This window comes from Streptomyces sp. 1-11, from assembly GCF_007176755.1.
Lineage (GTDB): Bacteria > Actinomycetota > Actinomycetes > Streptomycetales > Streptomycetaceae > Streptomyces.
Genome location: NZ_BJTV01000010.1, coordinates 231,252 through 249,612 on the forward strand (window position 1 = coordinate 231,252; position 18,361 = coordinate 249,612).

The window sequence follows — 18,361 nt, forward strand, 5'->3', positions numbered from 1 at the left end:
CGCCCGTCAGCCGGCGGGCACCGGGTCGCCGGACGCGTCGCGCCCCGGCGTGCGGGCGAGGACCGGGACGGACAGGCCGGCCAGCAGGAAGACCGAGGCGAGGGCGCACCAGCCCACCGCTCCGGTGCCCACGACGACCGTGGACAGCAGCGCCGGGCCGGCCACCGTCAGGACGGTGGCGCCGAGCTGGTAGACGCTCAGGTAGTAGGTCCGCTGCGCCTCGGGCGCGAGGCTGTAGGAGATGCCCCAGCCGCCGGCCGACTGCCACAGCTCCCCCAGGGTCAGCGGCACGGCCGCGACCAGCAGCAGTACGGCGGCCTCGCGGGCCCCCGTCGCGGCGGTGGCGGCCGTCAGCAGGCTGAACACGGCCAGCGCCACGCCCGCGGCCCGCTGCTTGCGTCCCGCCCCGCGGGCGCTCCCGCCCCCCTTGCTCAGCCGCACCTGGAGGGTGACCGCCAGGACCGTGTTCACCGCCAGCGCGACACCGACCAGGCCGCGCGGTGCCTGCGTGCGGGTGACGATCCACAGGGGAAGGGCCACCGACAGGATCGGCACGTGCAGGTACAGCACCCCGTTGGCCAGCGACAGCAGCAGGAAGCGGACGTCCCTGAGCGGCCGCAGCAGCGGCCGGGCCGGCCGGGAGCGCCCGGCGGCGGGCCGGGAACGGGCCCCCGTCCGCAGGCGGGTCAGCAGGACGGCGCTGCCGAAGAGGGTCGCCGCGTTGGCGAGGACGAAGGTGACGTAGGCGTCCGGGCTCGCCAGCGAGATGACCGCGGTGGCGATGACGGCGGACAGCGTGTACCCCACGTTGCGCACGGCCGCGATCACGGCCATGGCCTCCACCGGCGGGCGCTTTCCGGCCGTCGTGCCCGCCATGGACTGGATGATGGGCCCGACCGCCTGCTCGGCCATGCCGATCAGGCACGCGTCCACCAGGAACGCCCGGAAGTCGGTCACGAACGGGTACACCAGGAAGGCGGCGCCGCGCCACACCTGCAGCAGGATCAGCGTGCGGCTGTCCCCGATCCGGTCGGCGAGCCATCCGACCGGGACGGCGCACAGGACGCCGAGCAGCCCGGCCGCGGACAGTCCGAGGCCGACCTGGGCGGCGCTCAGGCCCACCACCTGGGTGTAGAAGAGGGTCGAACCGGCGAGGAAGAACCCTCTGCCGAACGCGTCGACGAACGCGGTGAACAGGAAGGTCCGACCCGCCCGGGAGTCCGGCAGCCAGCGCGGCGTCCGGCCGGCCGGCCCGCGTCCGGCCCGCCGGGGCGGTGCGGTGCCCCGCCCGCCGCGCGGTCCGTCCGGCCGCGCGCTCACGCCGGCTCCTCCGCCCGCCGCTCGACCGAGACGCGGACGGCCTCGCGGACGGCGGAGTCGAACCGCTCCAGCTCCTCCGGGCCGGGTGCGTCGAACAGGGCGGTGACCGCGCGGCCGAAGGAGTCGGTGAGGGGTTCGAGACCGGCGCCGCGCGCCTTCAGCACCAGGACCTTGCCGAGCCGGGCCGGCGCGTCGGCGGCGACCGGTTCGAGCGTCGGCCACAGGCCGTGTTCCACCACCCAGTAGGGGTCCGCTCCGGCGCACTCCTCCCCCGCCTCCACGGTGACGTCGCCGAGGGTGCCGGGTTCGTGGTCGAAGTAGATCTGCCGCGTCCGGCGCACCGCCCGCGGGTGCAGGACCGGTTCGCCCAGTGCCGCGCCGACGACCGAGTCCTCGACCGAGGCGCCGGTGGCCAGGTGGTAGAGGTGGAGGATGCCGTCACCGGGCGGCCGGGCGGCGATCTCCATGAGCGCGACGCCGCCGTCCGGCAGCAGGCGGTACTCGCCGTGTGCCATGCCGGTGCCGAACTCCAGCCGGGCCAGGACGGTTTCCTGGGCCTCCTTGAGGCGGCGGGCCTCGTCCGGGGTGACGTTGGCGGCGGGGAGGGTGTGGGTCATCTCCACGAAGAACTCGCCCTCCTTCTCGTTGGTCGCCTTCTGCGTCACCTCCGAGAACACCGGGCGGCCGCCGGTGACGATGGTCTCCACGCTGAACTCGCGCCCGGACACGCACTGTTCCAGCAGCGTCGGGGTCCGCTGCCCAGAGTCGAGGTGGGCCTCCAGGGCGGCACGGTCCCGCAGGATCCGCACCCCGATGCTGCAGTACAGGTCCAGGGGCTTGCTGATCACCGGGTAGTGGCCGTCGAGCGTGTCCAGGATCGTGTCGCGGGGCGCGGTGGAGAGCACCGACACCGGGCTGAACTCCCCGAGGTAGAGCCGCTGCAGGTGCTTGTTCCGGCACACCCTGGCCGCTCTGAGTCCCACCCCGGGCAGGCCCAGGAGGTCGGTCGCCAGCGCGGCCGGTTCGACGAAGGTCTCGGAGGAGGCGAAGACCCCCTTGATGTCGTACGCGCCGGCCCACGTGGAGACGCGGGTGAGGATGCCGGCGGTGTCGTCCGGCGCGAGGAACTCCAGTCGCTCCACGGCCTCGAAGGGGTGGCCGGCCCGGCCGACGCAGGAGACCGCCACCTGCTCCAGCGGCCACCGCGGCGGTCCGGTGACCACCAGGCTGTGCAGTCCGCGCCCGGCGATCGCCGCGAGGTAGGCCCCCGCTTTGGGGAGGTCGGTGAACAGGACGAAGGCGGGCGGGCGGTCCGGTCCGGTGGAGGACATGAGGGGCGTCTCCCTGCTGGTGTGGGGGCTGGTGCGGTCGGGGCGGGGGCACGGGGGCCCGCACCGTCAGAGCGTCCGGGGCGCGTGCTCCCCGGCCGCGGCGAGCGGTTGCCGGGCCGGGGTGCCCGAGGGCGCGGGCCGGCTGCGGGCGGCCGCGATCCGTGCCAGGAACGCCGTGGTGACGGCCAGGACCGCGTGGCCGGTCACGCCGCCGGTGTCGTGGCCCGGCGCGAACTCCATCACGTCGTAGGCGAGGACCGGTTCGGGGAGCGCTTCCAGCAGGCCCAGCAGCTGTCCGCTGCCGATGCCGCCGGCCACCGGGGTGCCGGTGCCGGGCACGCAGGAGGCGTCCATGACGTCGATGTCGACCGTGACGTAGAACGCGTCGACCCGGCCGGCGATGGCGTCGAGGTGGCGGCGGTAGGCCGCGGTGGCGGTGGCCGGGTCGTCGGTGAAGGCGGCCGCCGGCACCTCGGCGATCCCGTGCTCGCGGATGAAGTCCACCTCGCCCGCGTCGTAGGCGCGGGTGCCCACGAGCAGCACGTTCGCGGGGTCGACGGCGCCGTCCTCGATGATGCGGCGCAGCGGGGAGCCGTGGGAGACGCGGGAGCCCTGGTAGCCGTCCAGGACGTCCGGGTGGGCGTCGAACCAGACCAGCCCGAGGGTGCGTCCCCGCGCCGCGGAACGGACGATCGGGTAGGTGACCGAGTGGTCGCCCCCGAAGGTCAGCACGGGGGCGGACACCTCGCGGAAGACCGACTCGTAGGTCCGCCCGATCCGCTCGACGGTGCGCGGCAGGTCGAAGCGCCAGGTCTCCACGTCGCCGAGGTCGAGCAGGCGCAGGCGGGAGGCGTCCCGGCCCCGGCGGTCGACGGTCTTGAGCCGCACGGACAGTTCGCGCACCCGTGCCGGTCCCAGGGACGCGCCGCCTGCGCCGCCCGCGCCGCCCTCGAAGGGCACGCCCACCACGACCACGTCCGCCTGCCGCGCCCCGCCGGCCGGCACGGCGAGTCCGTTCCAGACCCGTGCGCCCGGGCGGTCGATGTTGTGCACCACGCGTTCTCCTCGCTCGGTTCGGGTCGGCTACGGCAGCGCGGGCACGGAGAAGTCGATGTCCGCGCCCTCGCGGACACGGGCGACCACGTCGTCCATGGGGAGGACCACCGCGCAGTAGGAGGCGAGCCATTCCAGGGCCCGCGTCCGGTCCTCGTCCCGGGTGGAGACGACGCCGTCGGAGGGGACGACCACGTTGTAGCCGCGGAAGTGCGCGTCGGCGGCGGTGGTCTGGATGCACACCTGGGCCTGCATCCCGGTGATCACGACCGTGTCGATGCCGCGTTCCTGGAGGAAGTCGTGCAGCCGCGTCTCGAAGAAGCCGCTGTCCTTCTTCTTCTCCATCACGACGTCGTCGGGGTGCACGAACTCCGGCAGCAGCTCGGCCCCGGCGGTGCCCCGCAGCACGGGGATGCGGCCGTCGTGCAGTTCGATCTTCTTGTCGTCCACGTCGTAGACGAGCTTGAGGTGGACGACCGGGACGCGCAGGTCGCGCATCCGCGCCAGGAACCGTGCGAAGTGCGGGGTCATCCGCTCCACGTGCGCCTTGCGCTGCGGGTTCTTGTCGACCAGGTCGCGCTGCAGGTCGTTGGTCAGGATCGCGTATCGGGACATGCTCACTTCCGCCCATGGAGGAGGGGTGTCCCCGGGTGCCGACGCCCGGGTCAGCCGGTGGTCATTGGGATGAGCGGGCTCGAATCTAGGGCGGTGAAGTGCCGTGGCAGTAGTGGGCACTTCTGCCCTCTGACGCCCGGTCCGGGCCGTGCCTACGCTCGTGCCGTTCGCCGCCGCTCCCGCTCCGCCTCCCCCGCATCCGCGGTGCGGCCGGCGGACCGCGGCCCCGTTTCCCCGCCGTCTTCGACTTCCCGAGGTGCAGCATGTCCGAGCGTCTGTCAGCCGAGATCGACGTCGTGAACGACGCGTTCACCAGCGCCGTGAAGAGCCGGATCCTCGGCGCCCTTCCCGGCCTGGACACCCAGACCCTGGAATGGCTGGTCATGGAGCACTACCAGTTCTCCTTCGCCAACACCGGCCTGCTCCAGGCCGCCGTGGAGTGCACCCGCAAGTTCGCCGAGCCGGGGGTCTCCGCCGAGCTCCAGCGCAATGTGGAGGAGGAGGACGGCCACGCCCCGATGTACAAGCAGGGCATGCTGAACATCGGCACCGACATGGACCGGCGCACGGAGTTCCCGGCGACCACCGCCTTCCTGGCCGGCGTCGCGGACCTGTGCGCTCCGGACCCCTCCCGCTCGCTCGGCGCCCTGTACGCGACCGAGACCGCGGCGATCTTCGAGCACGAGACCTTCTTCGAGATCTGCCGCGAGATCAGCGAGCGCCGCGGGCACGCCTACGAGGGCAGCCTCATCAAGCGGTTCCACGACATCCATCTCGAGGACGGCGTCGAGCAGGGGCACAAGGACGGCCTGGCCGCCTTCGTCGATCTCGACCAGAGCGGCCGGGAGTTCCCCGGCGGCGAGGCCATCGACCGCGAGCGGGTCCGCCGGGGGGCCCTGGACGCCATCGAGGTCATGCGGGTGTGGTGGGACGCCCTGCTGGAGAAGGCCCTGCCGCGCCGCGTCGGCGCCGCGTCCTGACCCCGTTTCCACGTCGAGCGGAAGGAACGGCACACATGACGGAGAAGGTCGTCCTGGACCACGGGGCCGGCGGCGGGATGAGCCAGGAGCTCATCACGGACACCATCGCCGCGATCCTCGGTGACACCTACGTCGGGGAGATGGAGGACAGCGCCCTGCTGGAGCTGCCCGGCACCCGGATCGCCATGACGACCGACTCGTTCGTGGTCGATCCCGTCTTCTTCGGCAACGGCGACATCGGCAAGATCGCGGTCGCCGGCACGGTCAACGATCTCGCGGTCAGCGGTGCCCGGCCGCTGTTCCTGACCTTGGCGGTGGTGCTGGAGGAGGGCTTCGCGCTCGACGACCTCCGCCGCGTCCTGCGGTCCGTGGCGGACACCGCCCGGGCCGCGGACGTGCAGATAGTCGCCGGTGACACGAAGGTCGTCCGGCGCGGCGAGGCCGACGGGATCTTCCTGAACACCGCCGGCGTCGGGGTGCTCCAGCGGTCCTGCACGCTCTCCAGCAGGAGTCTGCGGCCGGGCGACCGCGTCGTCGTCACCGGTTTCCTCGGGGACCACAGCATCCACCTCCTCTCCCTGCGCGAGGGGCTGGGGTTCGAACGGCGGGTGCTCAGCGACTGCGCGGTGCTCAGCCACGTCGTCGCGCACCTGCTGGACGTGTGCGGCGACGGCGTGCGCTGCGTGCGCGACATCACCCGCGGCGGCCTCGGCACGGTCGTCAACGAGTTCGCCCAGGCGTCGTCCGTCTCGGTCCTGCTGGACGAACCGGCCCTGCCGGTGCGGCCGGAGACGGCCATGGCCGCGGACATGCTCGGCGTGGACGTGATGTACCTGGCCAACGAGGGCAACCTGTGCCTGGTGGTGGCGCCGGACCGCGCGGACGCGGCGCTGGCGGCGCTTCGCTCCCACCCGGAGTGCGCGCGGGCCGCGGTGGTGGGGGAGGTCGTCGCCGGGGAGCCGGGCAGCGTCGCCATGACCGACGCCGACGGCCGGGTCCGGCCCGTGGACCTGCTGTACGGCGCCCAGTTGCCGAGGCTGTGCTGATGGCCGCCGGGGTGCGCCGGACCCTGCGGGTGACCGGCTTCGTGCAGGGCGTGGGCTTCCGCCCGTACGCCTACCGGCTGGCCACCGGACTGTCACTGGGCGGCTGGGTGCTCAACGACACGCAGGGCGTGACCATCGTGGTCGAGGGGGCGCGGCAGGCGGCCGACCGGTTCACCCGCAGCCTGCCCGAGCGGCTTCCCGAACTGGCGCGCATCGATTCGTGCACGGTGCTGTCCGAGGAACCGGTGGGCGAGTGGGCCGCCTCCTTCACCATCCGCGGCAGCCGGCCGGACGGCGCCTCGGGCGCGCTGGTCACTCCGGACAGCCATGTCTGCGGCGACTGCGTCGCGGAACTGTTCGACCCCGGCGGCCCGCGCCACCGCTACCCGCTGATCAACTGCACGAACTGCGGCCCGCGGTACAGCATCATCCGCGCCGTCCCGTACGACCGTCCCGGAACCACCATGGCGCGGTTCGCCCTGTGCGCGCGCTGCCGCGCCGAGTACGAGGACCCCGCCGACCGCCGGTTCCACGCCCAGCCCACCGCCTGCCCGGCGTGCGGTCCGCGGGTGCGCCTGCTGCTGCCGGACGGGACCGAGGCGGCCGGCGATCCGGTCGACGCCGCCGCGGCGATGCTGCGCGAGGGGCGCGTCCTGGCGGTGAAGGCGCTGGGCGGCTACCAGTTGACGGCCGACGCCGCCCACCGGACGGCCGTGACCGGCTTGCGCGCCCGCAAGGAGCGCGGCGGCAAGCCCTTCGCCCTCCTCGCCCGGGACGCGGAGGCCGTCGCCCGGCACGCCGTGGTGGACGCCGACGAGCGCCGGCTGCTGGAGTCGCCCGGACGCCCCATCGTGCTGCTCCGGGCCCGTGCGGACCGCGCGCTGTCCCCTCAGGTGGCGCCGGGCTCGGCGACGCTGGGCTTCATGCTGCCGGCCACGCCGCTGCAGCACCTCCTCCTCGACGCCGTCGCCCCGGTCCTCGTGGCGACCAGCGCCAACGCGCCCGGCGAGCCCATGGCCCGCACCGAGCGGGAGGCGCTGGAGGGTCTGCAGGGTCTCGCCGACGCCTTCCTGGTCCACGACCGGGAGGTCCACGTGCGCGTGGACGACTCCATCGCGCGCGTCGTGCACAGCACCGTCCGGCCGCGGACCGCCTTCGTGCGCCGGGCCCGCGGCTTCGTCCCCGACCCCCTCCCCGCGCCGTTCCCGCTGCCGCCCGTGCTGGCGGTGGGCGCCGAACTGAAGAACACCGTCTGCCTCGCCGGCGGCGACTCCCTCTTCCCGAGCCAGCACATCGGCGACCTCAAGTCCCCGGGGAACCAGCGGTTCTTCAAGGACACCATCGGCCACCTGCGCACCCTCTTCGGCATCACGCCGGCGTACGTCGCGCACGACCTGCACCCCGACTTCCACAGCACGCGCTACGCCCGCGCGTGCGGCGTGGAGACGGTCGCCGTGCAGCACCACCACGCCCACATGGCCTCGTGCATGGCGGACAACGGGCTCGACCGGCCGGTCATCGGCGTCATCTTCGACGGCACCGGCCACGGCCCGGACGGCACCGTCTGGGGAGGCGAGTTCCTCGTCGGCGACTACCGGGGCTTCGAACGCAGGGGCCACCTGGCCCGGTTCCGCCTGCCCGGTGGCGACAGGGCCGTACGGGAACCCGCCCGGGTCGCGATCGGGCTGCTGGCCCAGCACTTCGGCGGCGACCCGGCCGACCTGCCGCTCGGCCTCCTTAGCCCCCGCGACCCCTTCGAGGTCGAGGTCCTGGTGAAGATGACCGAGCGCGGCGTCAACGCGCCCGAGACCTCCAGCATGGGCCGCCTGTTCGACGCCTTCTCGGCCCTGCTCGGCGTCTGCGAGACGGTCGGCTACGAGGGCCAGGCCGCCATCGAGCTCGAACAGCTCATCGCCTGGGACCACACCCCGGCCGCCCCGTGGCCGCTGCGGCTGCGGCAGGAGCAGGACCGGCTCGTCGTCGACCACCGGCCCTGGCTCGAAGGGCTGCTGGCCGACGTGGGCGACGGCGGGCGGACCGCGGCGCAGGTGAGCCGGACCTTCCACGAGAGCGTGGTGCACGCGGTGGTGGAGGTGTGCCTGCGACTGTCCCGGGACAGCGGGATCCACGACGTCGTCCTGAGCGGCGGCGTCTTCCTCAACCAGCACCTGCTGATCCGGTGCGAGCAGGAACTCACCGGGGCCGGCCTGCGGGTGCACACCCACAGCCGCGTCCCCACCAACGACGGGGGCATCTCGGTCGGCCAGGCGATGGTCGCCGCCGCCCGGGCCCGTGCCCCCCGGTGACGGAGGCGGACATGGACGACAAGCGGGTACGGGCGAGCCTCGGCGAGATCGTCGGGCAGATCCGGCGCTACGTGCCGGCCATGGCGCCCTACTTCGAGATCGAGGCGCCCCTCGGCGCGTACGCGGCCGGGCTGCACCCCACGGGCGTCGATCCGGTCCACGCCGGACGGCAGGAGCGGATCGCGGCGGCGGTCGGCCGTGTGCTGCGCCGGGCCCTCGGCCCGGCCGCGCCGGCCGTCCCCGTCGGCGCCGCGGACGTGCGCGCCGTGAACATCGTCGACCACCACCAGTTGCTCAACCATCCGCTGCTGCTGGGGACGAACGTCATCGCGAACGCGGACCGCCTGGCCGGCGCGGGCCCGCGGCGGCCCATCGTCACGCTGTCGTGCAGCAACGTGGCCCCGGGCAACCACTACATGCGCGGCGGCTTCCAGTACCGCGGGGAGACGATCGGGTACTTCGGCGCGAAGGAGCACCGGGACGCGATGTACTGCGCCCCCGCCCGGCCCTTCGACTTCGTGGAGCGGCTGCGCGCCCTCAGGCGCTGGGACCGCTTCGGCCCCGACGACCAGGACTTCCTCGCCGGATACCAGGCCACCCTGAACGGCCTCGACTTCGCACACACCTCCCGCCACCGCGACCAGATCGCCGTCGCCCTGCGCGCCACCTGGCCCCTGCTGTTCTCCCCCGCGCTGCGTCCGCGCCTGCCCGACCTGCTGTACGCCACGATGGAGGACGTCACCCGGGAGTGCCTGCCCGACCTGCTCGCCGAGGACAACCCCCTCTCCGCCGCGCTCCTCGACGCCTCCTTCCGCGGCCGGGTGCTCGACGCCTTCCGCGGCATCACGGTCGCCTGGGACGAGGCCGCGGGCAAGGGCACGCACTTCTTCTGGCGCCGGCGCCCCGGCGGGCGGCAACTGCTGCGGATGTTCGCCGAGGGAGCGGACCTCGTCCCCGCCGACCCCCGGTTCCGCGGCCTCAAGGTGCCGTTGGAACGTCAGGCCCTGTGCGACCACCTGGAGCGTGAGGAGATCGTCCCGTCCGTGGCGCTGTGCGTGAGCGTCCTGCTGTACGCCGGCGTCAAACCCCTGGTGGGCCCCGGCTCCCTCGTCTACACCACGCGGCTGAGGGACGGCTGGGCCGCGCTGCTGCGCCAAAACGGCCACCCGTTCGAGGCCGGTCTCGTGGCGGGCGTCGACACCGCCGGCATGATCGCGGGCACCCCGCTGTTCTTCGCGCGCGCCGGCGCCGGCGTCCGCACCCTCTACGCCGCCGACGTTTTCCGCCGGGGCGGGATGTCCGAGCAGTACGTGAAGTCCGTCCTGGACGTCCCGGTCAAGGACCTGCTGTCCGTGGGCTCCGGCGGCGTCTACGACCTGTTCCGCCACACGTACATCCCCGCGGACCGTCAGCTCACCGAGCGCGTCGGCTTCGACGAGGCCGCCGCGGCGGTCCACACGTGGCTGTGACGGTGACGCGGGAACCCCGGGCCCGGACCGCGGCCCCGGCCGCGGAACACACCCGCCGGAGAAACGGCCGAGGGCCGGTCCCGGATCACTCCGGAACCGGCCCTCGGCCGCGACTCACATACGTCGGGACGACAGGATTTGAACCTGCGACCCCTTGACCCCCAGTCAAGTGCGCTACCAAGCTGCGCCACGTCCCGTTGCCCTCCCACGCGGGCGCTCCCGCGTGATCACGCAGGTCAACCCTACCGCACCCGGGCGGGCGCTCGCGCCCGCCGGGTCAGGGCCGGGCGGCCGGTGCGGCGCCGGCCGCGGACGGCGCGACGAAGTGTCCGTCCGCGGGGCCCGATGCCGCACACACTGTCCACGGCGGCGCGACGGCCGCCCTGGCTAGGGTCGCCGCATGACGCACAGCTTCGCTCTCCACGTCCCCGACGCCGACCTCGAACCCGAGCCCCTGGACCCGGCGCAGATCGTCTCCGGGAACCCGGAGGTGACGGGCAGGGTGGTGTGGGAGTCGGCGGACGGCCGGCAGATCCGCGGGGTCTGGCAGATCACGCCGGGCGTGGTCACCGACACCGAGGCGGACGAGCTGTTCGTGGTGATCAGCGGATCGGCGACGATCGAGGTCGAGGGCGGCCCCACGCTGCGGGTGGGCCCCGGCGACCTGGCCGTGCTGCGGGCGGGCGACCGTACGACGTGGACGGTGCACGAGACGCTGCGCAAGGCCTACGCGATCACTCTGTGAGGGCGGCCGCCCGGCGGGGCCGGCTCCGCCGGTCCGGCCGACACGTGCGCCGACCCGGTTGACAGGCTCGCCATGTCCGCACAAAGGTGATCCGGACAGGGTTGAACCGGGCCGGGCATGAGCAGAGGTGCCTTCATGGTGGACGCACTCGGTGTCGCCGTCGTCGGTTTCGGCTGGATGGGCCGGGTGCACACCCGGGCGTACGCCCGGGTCGGCCACCACTATCCGCAACTGCCGCTGCGCCCCGAGCTGCTGACGGTCGCCGAGGAGGTGCCGGACCGGGCCGAGGAGGCCGCCGCCCGCTTCGGATTCGCCCGGGCCACCCGCGACTGGCGTGAGGTGGCCGCCGATCCGCGGGTGCGGGCCGTGAGCGTCACCGTGCCGAACTTCCTGCACCGGGAGATCGGGGTGGCGATGGCCGAGGCGGGCAAGCACCTGTGGATCGAGAAGCCGGTGGGGCTGACCGGTGCGGACGCCCGGGCCGTCGCCGACGCCGTCGCCCGGGCGGGCGTCCAGGGCGCGGTCGGCTTCAACTACCGAAACGCGCCCGCCGTGGAGGCCGCCCGCGACCTGATCGCCGGCGGGGAGCTCGGCACGGTCACCCACGCCCGCTTCCGGCTGTTCAGCGACTACGCCGCCCACCCGGACGCTGCCCTGACCTGGCGTTACGAGCGGGCCCGCGGCGGCAGCGGAGTCCTCGGCGACCTGGCCTCGCACGGCGTCGACCTGGCCCGCTTCCTGCTCGGCGACATCGCCTCCCTCAGCGCCGACACGGCCGTCTTCGTGCCCGTGCGGGCCCGCCCGGCGGGCACAGCCGCCGGGCACGCGCGGGCCCCCGGCGGTGAGCCCGGGCCGGTCGAGAACGAGGACTACGCCGGCTGCCTGCTGCGCTTCGCCTCGGGCGCCCGCGGGGTGCTGGAGGCCTGCCGGGTCTCGGTCGGGGAGCAGAACAACTACGGCTTCGAGGTGCACGGCACCCGGGGCGCGGTCTCCTGGGACTTCCGCAGGATGAACGAACTGGCCGTGAGCCGCGGCACGACGTACCAGGACCAGCCGGTGAGCACGGTGTACGTCGGGCCGGGCGCGGGCGAGTTCGCCGCGTTCCAGCCGGGCGCGGCCAACGCGATGGGCTACGACGACCTGAAGGTCGTCGAGGCGTACCGCTTCCTGCGCTCCGTCGCGGAGGGCAGGCCGTACGGCGCCACCCTCGCGGACGCGGTGCACGGTGCGGCGGTGCTCGACGCCATGGTGCTGTCGGCCGGGACCCGCAGGTGGGTCGATCTGCCGCCCGGACCGCCGGGCGGCCCGGGCTGAGACGGAACGCGCACCGGGCGGCCCCGCCCGGCACGCCCCCGCACCACCGCACCACCGCACTAAGGAGCCAGAGCCTCATGCGCATCGGAATCCTCGGTCTGGGCCGCATCGGCGCCTTCCACGCCGCGACCCTCTCGGGTCTGGACGTGGTCGAGTCGCTCGTCGTCGCCGACCCGTTCCCGGCCGCGGCGAAGGCCGCCGCCGAGCGGTTCGGCGCCCGGATCGCGGACTCGCCCGAGGCGCTGCTCGCGGCCGGGGTGGACGGCCTGGTCGTCGCGGCGGCGACGGACGCCCATCCGGCGCTGATCCGGGCCGGGGTGGCGGCCGGCGTCCCGGTCTTCTGCGAGAAACCGGTGGCCCGCACCATGGCGGAGGGCCTGGAGGTGCTCAAGGCCCTCCGGGGCGCGCGGGTGCCGGTGCAGATCGGCTACAACCGCCGGTTCGACGCGGGGTTCACGGCCGCCCGCGCGGCCGTGCGCGGCGGTGAGCTGGGCAGGCTGCACACCGTCCGCTGCACGACGTTGGACCCGGCGCCGCCGCCCGCCGCGTACGTCGCCGCCTCCGGGGGCATCTTCCGCGACTGCTCCGTGCACGACTTCGACGTCATCCGCTGGGTGACCGGCCGCGAGGTCACCGAGGTGTACGCGGCCGGCGGCAACCGGGGCGCCGCCCACATCCGGGAGGCGGGCGACGCGGACACCGCCGGCGCGATCCTCACCCTGGACGACGGCACGCTCGCGGTGGTCTCCAACTCCCGCCACAACGGCCGGGGTTACGACGTCCGCATGGAGCTGCTCGGCTTCGAGGACTCCCTGTCGGTGGGCCTGGAGGACAGACTGCCGCTGCGGTCGGCCGAGCCCGGGGCGACCTTCCCGTCCGGCACCCCGCACGACTTCTTCATGGACCGCTTCGCCGCCGCCTACCGGGCCGAACTCGCCGCGTTCACGGAGGTGGTCGCCGGCGTCCGCCCGTCCCCGTGCACGGTCGAGGACGCCCTGGAGGCGGGCTGGATCGCCGAGGCGTGCACCCTGTCCCTGCGCGAGCACCGCCCGGTGACGCTCGCGGAGGCACGGGCCGCCTGAGGGCGCTGCGCCGCCCGGTCCGGCCGGCGCAGCAGGTCCGGCCGGCGGAGCGGGGCCGCGCCGCTCAGAGGCAGTAGCGGACCAGCCACTCGTCGGGGTCGAAGGCGTCCCGCGCGGGGTCCCTCGGCGTGGCGGGGCGCGTCTCCACGGTGTCCTCGGGCCGGACCCGCTCCGGCAGCGCGCCGAACCGGGCACGGCGCGCGGTCGCGGCCGTGTCCGTGGGCGTGTCCGTGTCCGTGTCCGTGGCCGGCTCCCGGTGCGCCGTCCGCGGCCCGCCGCTCCCGTTCGTCCGGTGCGCCCGGTCCGGGGCGTGCGCGTCGTCCGGCTCGGGCATCCGGTTCAAGTCGTGCGCGTCGTTCGGCTCGTGCGTCTCGTTCGTCAACTCGGTCTCCCCGTGAGCTCGTACGGACCCGTACACCTTCCTGAACGCACGGGACCGGTCCGTCGTTCCGTGCGCCGGCGCCGTCAGCCGTCCGTCTCCGCGGAGCCGGCCGGCGGGGCGGTGCGGTCCTCCGCCTCCGGCAGCCCGTCGACGTCCACCCCGCGCACCTGCGCGAGTTCGTGCTTGAGCACGGCGAGTTCGGCGCCGCCCGCCATGTGGTCGGTCAGCTCCTCCACGGTGATCTCGGCGCGGGCGGCGCTGAGTTCGAGGGTGCCGAGGCGCAGCACGCTGAAGTGGTCGCCGACCATGTAGGCGTGGTGCGGGTTGTGGGTGATGAAGATGACGCCGAGCCCGCGGTCGCGGGCGGCGGCGATGTACTTCAGGACCACGCCGGACTGCCTGACGCCCAGGGCCGCCGTCGGCTCGTCCAGGATGAGCACCCGGGCGCCGAAGTGGACGGCCCGGGCGATGGCCACGCACTGGCGCTGGCCGCCGGACAGGGTGCCGACGGGCTGCTCCAGGTCGTCCAGGACGATGCCCATGTCACGCAGTTCCCGGTCGCAGGTCGCCTTCATGCGGGCGATGTCCAGGCGCCGCACCGGCCAGGGCCCCTTGGTCAGCTCGGAGCCGAGGAAGAAGTTCCGCCACACCGGCATGAGGGGGACGGTGGCGAGGTCCTGGTAGACGGCGGCGATGCCGCGGCCGAGAGCCTCGCGCGGGGTGCCGAAGCGCACCGGGCGGCCGTCCACCAGGAGTTCGCCCTCGGTGTGCCGGTGCAGCCCGGACACTATCTTGATGAGGGTGGACTTCCCGGCGCCGTTGTCGCCGAGGACGCAGGTCACCCGGCCCGCGTGCACCCTGAGGTCGACGCCGTGCAGGGCGCGGACGGTGCCGTAGGACTTGCCCGCGCCGCGCAGTTCGACGATCGGGCCGTCCGCGGCGGGCGCGATGTCCCGCCGGGCCGTGCCGGTGGTCCCGGTCTGGTTCGTGGTCATGGGAGGTCACCTCCGGGTGGCCGTGCGCCGGACCCACAGATTGATCAGGACGGCGCCGAGCAGCATGACGCCGAGGAAGGCCTTGAACCAGTCGGGGTTCCAGCCGGCGAAGACGATGCCCTGGTTCACCATGCCGAACATGAAGGCGCCGAAGACGGGCCCGATCGCCGTGCCGTGGCCGCCGGTGAGCAGGCAGCCGCCGATGACGGCCGCGGAGATGTAGATCAGCTCCTGGCCGACGCCCTCGCCGGACTGCACGGTGTTGAAGGAGAACAGGTTGTGCATGCCGGTGAACCAGGCGCCGAGGCCGACCAGCATGAAGAGGGTGATCTTGGTGAAGGTGACCGGCACGCCGACGGCCCGGGCGCTCTGCGCGCTGCCGCCGACGGCGAAGACCCAGTTGCCGTACCTGGTGCGCAGCAGCAGCCAGGTGGCCAGGGCCGCGAAGGCGAGCCAGTAGAACACGGTGATCTTCACCTGGACGCCGCCGATGCCGACGGAGGAGGCGAAGATCCTCTTGGCCTGGCCGAAGCCGTCCATGTCGCTGATGTCGTCGGTGGCGACGTTGTCGGTGACCAGCTTGGTGACGGCGAGGTTGACGCCCTGCAGGATCAGGAAGGTGCCGAGGGTGACCAGGAAGCTCGGCAGCCCGGTCCTCGTCACCATCCAGCCGTTGAGCGCCCCGACGCCCAGCGACAGCACGAGGGCGACGACGACTCCGGTCCACACGTTCACCGTGAGCTGGTAGCTGAGCATGCTCGCGGTGAGCGCGGAGCTGATCACGGCGACGCCCGCGGACAGGTCGAACTCGCCGCCGATCATCAGCAGGGCCACGGGGAGCGCCATGATGCCGATGGTGGAGGACTGGTAGAGGACCGTGGCCATCGAGCTGCCCTGGCGCAGCGAGGGCGCCGCGATCAGGAAGAAGACCAGCACCGCGAGGGCGCCCAGGAGGACGCCCACCTCCGGGCGGGCCAGCAGTCGCAGGACCAGCGGGCGCCGCGCGGTGCGGCCGTCGCCGGCGGGGCCGGGCGCCGGCGACGGCCCCGTGACCGGACCGGCGTGCGGCGTCACGCTCATCAGCGGGTGCCCTTCGCGGCGAACTCGGCGACCTTGTCGACGTTGGACCTGTCGACGAAGGCCGGGCCGGTCAGCACCGGCTGCTCGCCACCGCCGCTGTAGTTGCCGTTGGTCCGGTACAGCCACAGGGAGTCGATCGCCAAGTAGCCCTGGAGGTAGGGCTGCTGGTCGACGGCGAACTGGATGGTGCCCTTCTTGACGGCGGCGGTGAGGTTCTTGTTCAGGTCGAAGGTGGCGATCCGGGCCTTGCTGCCCGCGTCGTCCACCGACTGCACGGCGGTCAGGGCGAAGGGCGCGCCCAGCGTGACCACGTGGTCGATGGACTTGTCCTGCTTCAGCTTGGCCGTGATCGTCGACTTCACGGACGGCATGTCGGCGCCGTTCACGTACAGGTTCTCCGTCGTGCCGGAGAACGTCTTCCGCAGGCCGTCGCAGCGCTGGGTGAGGCCGATGTTGCCCTGCTCCTGGATGACGCACACGGCCTTCTCGGCCCCGACCTCGTTCAGCTTCCTGCCGAACGCCTCGCCGGCGACCGTCTCGTCCTGCCCGAAGAACTGCAGCAGGCCGAGCTTCTTCCAGTCGCTGAGACCGGAGTTCAGGCCGACGACGGGGATGCCGGCCGCGCCCGCCTTGCCGACGACGTCCTTCATGGCGTCCGGCTTGGCCAGGGTGACGGCGATGCCGTCGACCTTCTGGTCGACGGCGTTCTGGACGAGTCCGGCCTGCCGGCCGGCGTCGGGGTCGTGGGAGTAGACGAGCTTGATGTTGTCCTTGGCGGCGGCCGCCTCGGCGCCCTTGCGGACGATGTCCCAGAAGGTGTCGCCCGGCGACTGGTGGGTGACGAGGGCGACGGTCATCCGGGGGGTGTTCGCCTTGCCCGCGGCGGCGCCCGAACCGCCCTCCTCGGCTTTCTTCCCGCCGGACCCGCTGGAGCAGCCGGCGAGGGTGAGGGCTGCCGCGGCGGCCACGGCCACGACGGGGGCCAGGCGGCGGGAGCGGAAGTGAGCGGAGCGGTCCATCGTTCGTGCACCTCACTGTGCTACGGGGACAGGACGCTGTTGCGCTGGCACGGGATCCAACCCCCCCTGCGGAGCCCGCTGTCAATACTTTGTCAAGACATCACTTCAAGGCGCCCGTTCGGCCGCGGTCACGTTTCGGGCAAGAGAACCGCCGGTGCGAGCGGGACCTATTGACGCCGGGCGGAGGTCGGGCTGTCATTACGCCCACGCTGTTCGGTCGAGTTGATTTCTGAGCGGTTTCGAGGACCTGTCGGTGATCGACTCATCCCCTTGGCCGGACCCCGCAATCCTCAGGAGCCGCCATGCGCCACTCCCCCTCCACCCTCTCCGTCCCCGGGCCCAGCCGTCGCTCGCTGCTGCGCGGAGCGGGCGGTGCCGCGCTCCTCGCCGGTGCGGGCACACCCTTGCTGTCCGCCTGCGGCGGCAGCGGCTCGGCCGCCGACCCGAAGACCGTCACCCTCGGCTCCAACGCCTCCGACGCCGTGCCGAAGAAGGCGTTCGCGGAGATCTACGCGACCTTCAGGAAGCGGTCCGGCATCACGGTCGACGTGAACACCAAGGACCACAACACCTTCCAGGAGCAGATCAACTCCTACCTCCAGGGCACCCCGGACGACGTGTTCAACTGGTTCGCCGGCTACCGCATGCAGTTCTTCGCGGCGAAGAAGCTGGCGACGCCGATCGACGACGTGTGGGCGAAGATCGAGGGCGACTTCCCCGAGGCGATGAAGAAGCTCAGCAAGGGCGAGGACGGCAAGTACTACTTCGTGCCGCTGTACACCTACCCCTGGGCGCTCTTCTACCGCAGGAGCCTCTTCCGGCAGCACGGCTACGAGATACCCGCCACCTGGGACCAGTTGGTCGCCCTGTGCAAGCGGATGAAGAAGGACGGCCTGGTCCCGATCGCCTTCGGCGACAAGGACGCCTGGCCGGCGATGGGCACCTTCGACCAGATCGACTTCCGGCTCAACGGCTACGACTTCCACGTCGATCTGATGGCCGGCAAGGCGTCCTGGACCGACGCGAAGGTGAAGGCCGTCTTCGACCACTGGAGCGAGCTGCTCCCCTACCACCAGGACGGCGCCCTGGGCCGCACCTGGCAGGACGCCGCGCAGACCCTGGTGGCCAAGAAGGCCGGCATGTACCTCCTGGGCTCGTTCGTGGGCCAGCAGTTCACGGCCAAGGCGGACCTGGACGACCTGGACTTCTTCGCCTTCCCCGAGATCAACCCGGCCTACGGCCAGGACACCGTCGAGGCGCCGACCGACGGCTTCATGCTCAGCAGGTCGCCGAAGAACCACGCGGGCGCGGTGAAGCTGCTGCAGTACCTCGGCACCCCGGAGGCCGAGACGGTCTACCTCAAGGCCGACTCCAGCGTGGTGGCCGCCTCCAGCAAGGCGGACACCTCCTCGTACACCGCGCTGCAGAAGAAGGCGTACGCGATGATCAGCGGCGCCAAGAGCCTCACCCAGTTCATGGACCGCGACAGCCGGCCGGACTTCACCTCCACGGTGATGCAGCCCGCGCTGCAGAAGTTCGTCCAGAACCCCAAGGGCGTGGACGGCCTGCTGTCGTCGATCGAGCGCCAGAAGAAGACCATCTTCGCGTCCTCGTGAGCGCCCCG

The 18,361-nt window shown here is 72.9% G+C and carries 16 protein-coding genes and 1 tRNA gene; 8 read left to right on the forward strand and 9 right to left on the reverse strand.

Going from position 1 to position 18,361, the window contains the following annotated elements:
* Positions 1-6 precede the first annotated feature (6 nt).
* From TNCT1_RS22510 to TNCT1_RS22525, 4 genes are all read right to left on the reverse strand, one after another.
* The gene (locus tag TNCT1_RS22510) at positions 7-1,320 is read right to left on the reverse strand and encodes an MFS transporter (protein ID WP_143634988.1); all 1,314 of its coding nucleotides are present in this window, start codon (positions 1,318-1,320) and stop codon (positions 7-9) included.
* Complete coding sequence (locus TNCT1_RS22515) at positions 1,317-2,651, reverse strand: acetyl-CoA carboxylase biotin carboxylase subunit family protein (RefSeq protein WP_143634990.1); 1,335 nt, start codon at positions 2,649-2,651, stop codon at positions 1,317-1,319. Before TNCT1_RS22515 ends, TNCT1_RS22510 begins: the two co-directional genes overlap by 4 nt.
* 66 nt (positions 2,652-2,717) lie before the next feature.
* Positions 2,718-3,707: an arginase family protein gene (locus TNCT1_RS22520; RefSeq protein ID WP_235902828.1), complete on the reverse strand. Its 990-nt coding sequence runs from the start codon at positions 3,705-3,707 to the stop codon at positions 2,718-2,720.
* Between the two features lie 27 nt (positions 3,708-3,734).
* Positions 3,735-4,319 carry an isochorismatase family cysteine hydrolase gene (locus TNCT1_RS22525; RefSeq protein WP_143634992.1) on the reverse strand — a complete coding sequence of 195 codons (585 nt, stop codon included), beginning with the start codon at positions 4,317-4,319 and terminating at the stop codon, positions 3,735-3,737.
* Positions 4,320-4,582: 263 nt separating this feature from the next.
* Between TNCT1_RS22525 and TNCT1_RS22530 the strand changes: the two genes are divergently transcribed.
* Genes TNCT1_RS22530 through TNCT1_RS22545 form a run of 4 tightly spaced genes read left to right on the forward strand, consistent with a single transcriptional unit; the run spans position 4,583 to position 10,120 of the window.
* Entirely contained in the window at positions 4,583-5,299 is a 717-nt protein-coding gene (locus tag TNCT1_RS22530; RefSeq protein ID WP_143634994.1) for a hypothetical protein, read from the forward strand.
* 35 nt (positions 5,300-5,334) lie between these two features.
* The gene (gene hypE, locus TNCT1_RS22535) at positions 5,335-6,345 is read left to right on the forward strand and encodes a hydrogenase expression/formation protein HypE (protein WP_143634996.1); all 1,011 of its coding nucleotides are present in this window, start codon (positions 5,335-5,337) and stop codon (positions 6,343-6,345) included.
* A complete protein-coding gene (hypF, locus tag TNCT1_RS22540) occupies positions 6,345-8,651 on the forward strand; it encodes a carbamoyltransferase HypF (RefSeq protein ID WP_174266400.1) in 2,307 nt (768 codons plus the stop codon). Before hypE ends, hypF begins: the two co-directional genes overlap by 1 nt.
* An 11-nt stretch (positions 8,652-8,662) precedes the next feature.
* The gene (locus TNCT1_RS22545; RefSeq protein WP_235902830.1) at positions 8,663-10,120 is read left to right on the forward strand and encodes a hypothetical protein; all 1,458 of its coding nucleotides are present in this window, start codon (positions 8,663-8,665) and stop codon (positions 10,118-10,120) included.
* 123 nt (positions 10,121-10,243) lie between these two features.
* On the opposite strand, the gene TNCT1_RS22550 is transcribed toward TNCT1_RS22545, so the two are convergent.
* A tRNA-Pro gene (locus TNCT1_RS22550) sits at positions 10,244-10,317 on the reverse strand.
* Positions 10,318-10,520: 203 nt separating this feature from the next.
* Here TNCT1_RS22550 and TNCT1_RS22555 point away from each other — a divergent pair.
* From TNCT1_RS22555 to TNCT1_RS22565, 3 genes are all read left to right on the forward strand, one after another.
* Positions 10,521-10,865, forward strand: coding sequence for a cupin domain-containing protein (locus TNCT1_RS22555; protein ID WP_143635000.1), 345 nt, complete (start codon positions 10,521-10,523; stop codon positions 10,863-10,865).
* A gap of 135 nt (positions 10,866-11,000) precedes the next feature.
* Positions 11,001-12,179 carry a Gfo/Idh/MocA family protein gene (locus tag TNCT1_RS22560; protein ID WP_143635002.1) on the forward strand — a complete coding sequence of 393 codons (1,179 nt, stop codon included), beginning with the start codon at positions 11,001-11,003 and terminating at the stop codon, positions 12,177-12,179.
* Positions 12,180-12,256: 77 nt separating this feature from the next.
* Positions 12,257-13,261 (forward strand): Gfo/Idh/MocA family oxidoreductase, encoded by a 1,005-nt coding sequence (locus TNCT1_RS22565; protein WP_143635003.1) that lies wholly within the window; start codon positions 12,257-12,259, stop codon positions 13,259-13,261.
* Positions 13,262-13,325: 64 nt separating this feature from the next.
* On the opposite strand, the gene TNCT1_RS22570 is transcribed toward TNCT1_RS22565, so the two are convergent.
* The 4 genes from TNCT1_RS22570 to TNCT1_RS22585 all read right to left on the reverse strand — a co-directional run bounded on the left by TNCT1_RS22570 (position 13,326) and on the right by TNCT1_RS22585 (position 16,737).
* Entirely contained in the window at positions 13,326-13,643 is a 318-nt protein-coding gene (locus TNCT1_RS22570) for a hypothetical protein (RefSeq protein WP_143635005.1), read from the reverse strand.
* An 83-nt stretch (positions 13,644-13,726) separates the two neighbouring features.
* A complete protein-coding gene (locus TNCT1_RS22575) occupies positions 13,727-14,638 on the reverse strand; it encodes an ATP-binding cassette domain-containing protein (protein WP_143635007.1) in 912 nt (303 codons plus the stop codon).
* 6 nt (positions 14,639-14,644) lie between these two features.
* Positions 14,645-15,718: an ABC transporter permease gene (locus TNCT1_RS22580; protein ID WP_143635009.1), complete on the reverse strand. Its 1,074-nt coding sequence runs from the start codon at positions 15,716-15,718 to the stop codon at positions 14,645-14,647.
* Positions 15,718-16,737, reverse strand: a complete 1,020-nt coding sequence (locus TNCT1_RS22585; RefSeq protein ID WP_143635011.1) for a sugar ABC transporter substrate-binding protein — start codon at positions 16,735-16,737, stop codon at positions 15,718-15,720. Before TNCT1_RS22585 ends, TNCT1_RS22580 begins: the two co-directional genes overlap by 1 nt.
* Before the next feature lie 302 nt (positions 16,738-17,039).
* Here TNCT1_RS22585 and TNCT1_RS22590 point away from each other — a divergent pair, with 302 nt between their 5' ends.
* The gene (locus TNCT1_RS22590) at positions 17,040-18,353 is read left to right on the forward strand and encodes an ABC transporter substrate-binding protein (RefSeq protein ID WP_143635013.1); all 1,314 of its coding nucleotides are present in this window, start codon (positions 17,040-17,042) and stop codon (positions 18,351-18,353) included.
* Positions 18,354-18,361: the final 8 nt, after the last annotated feature.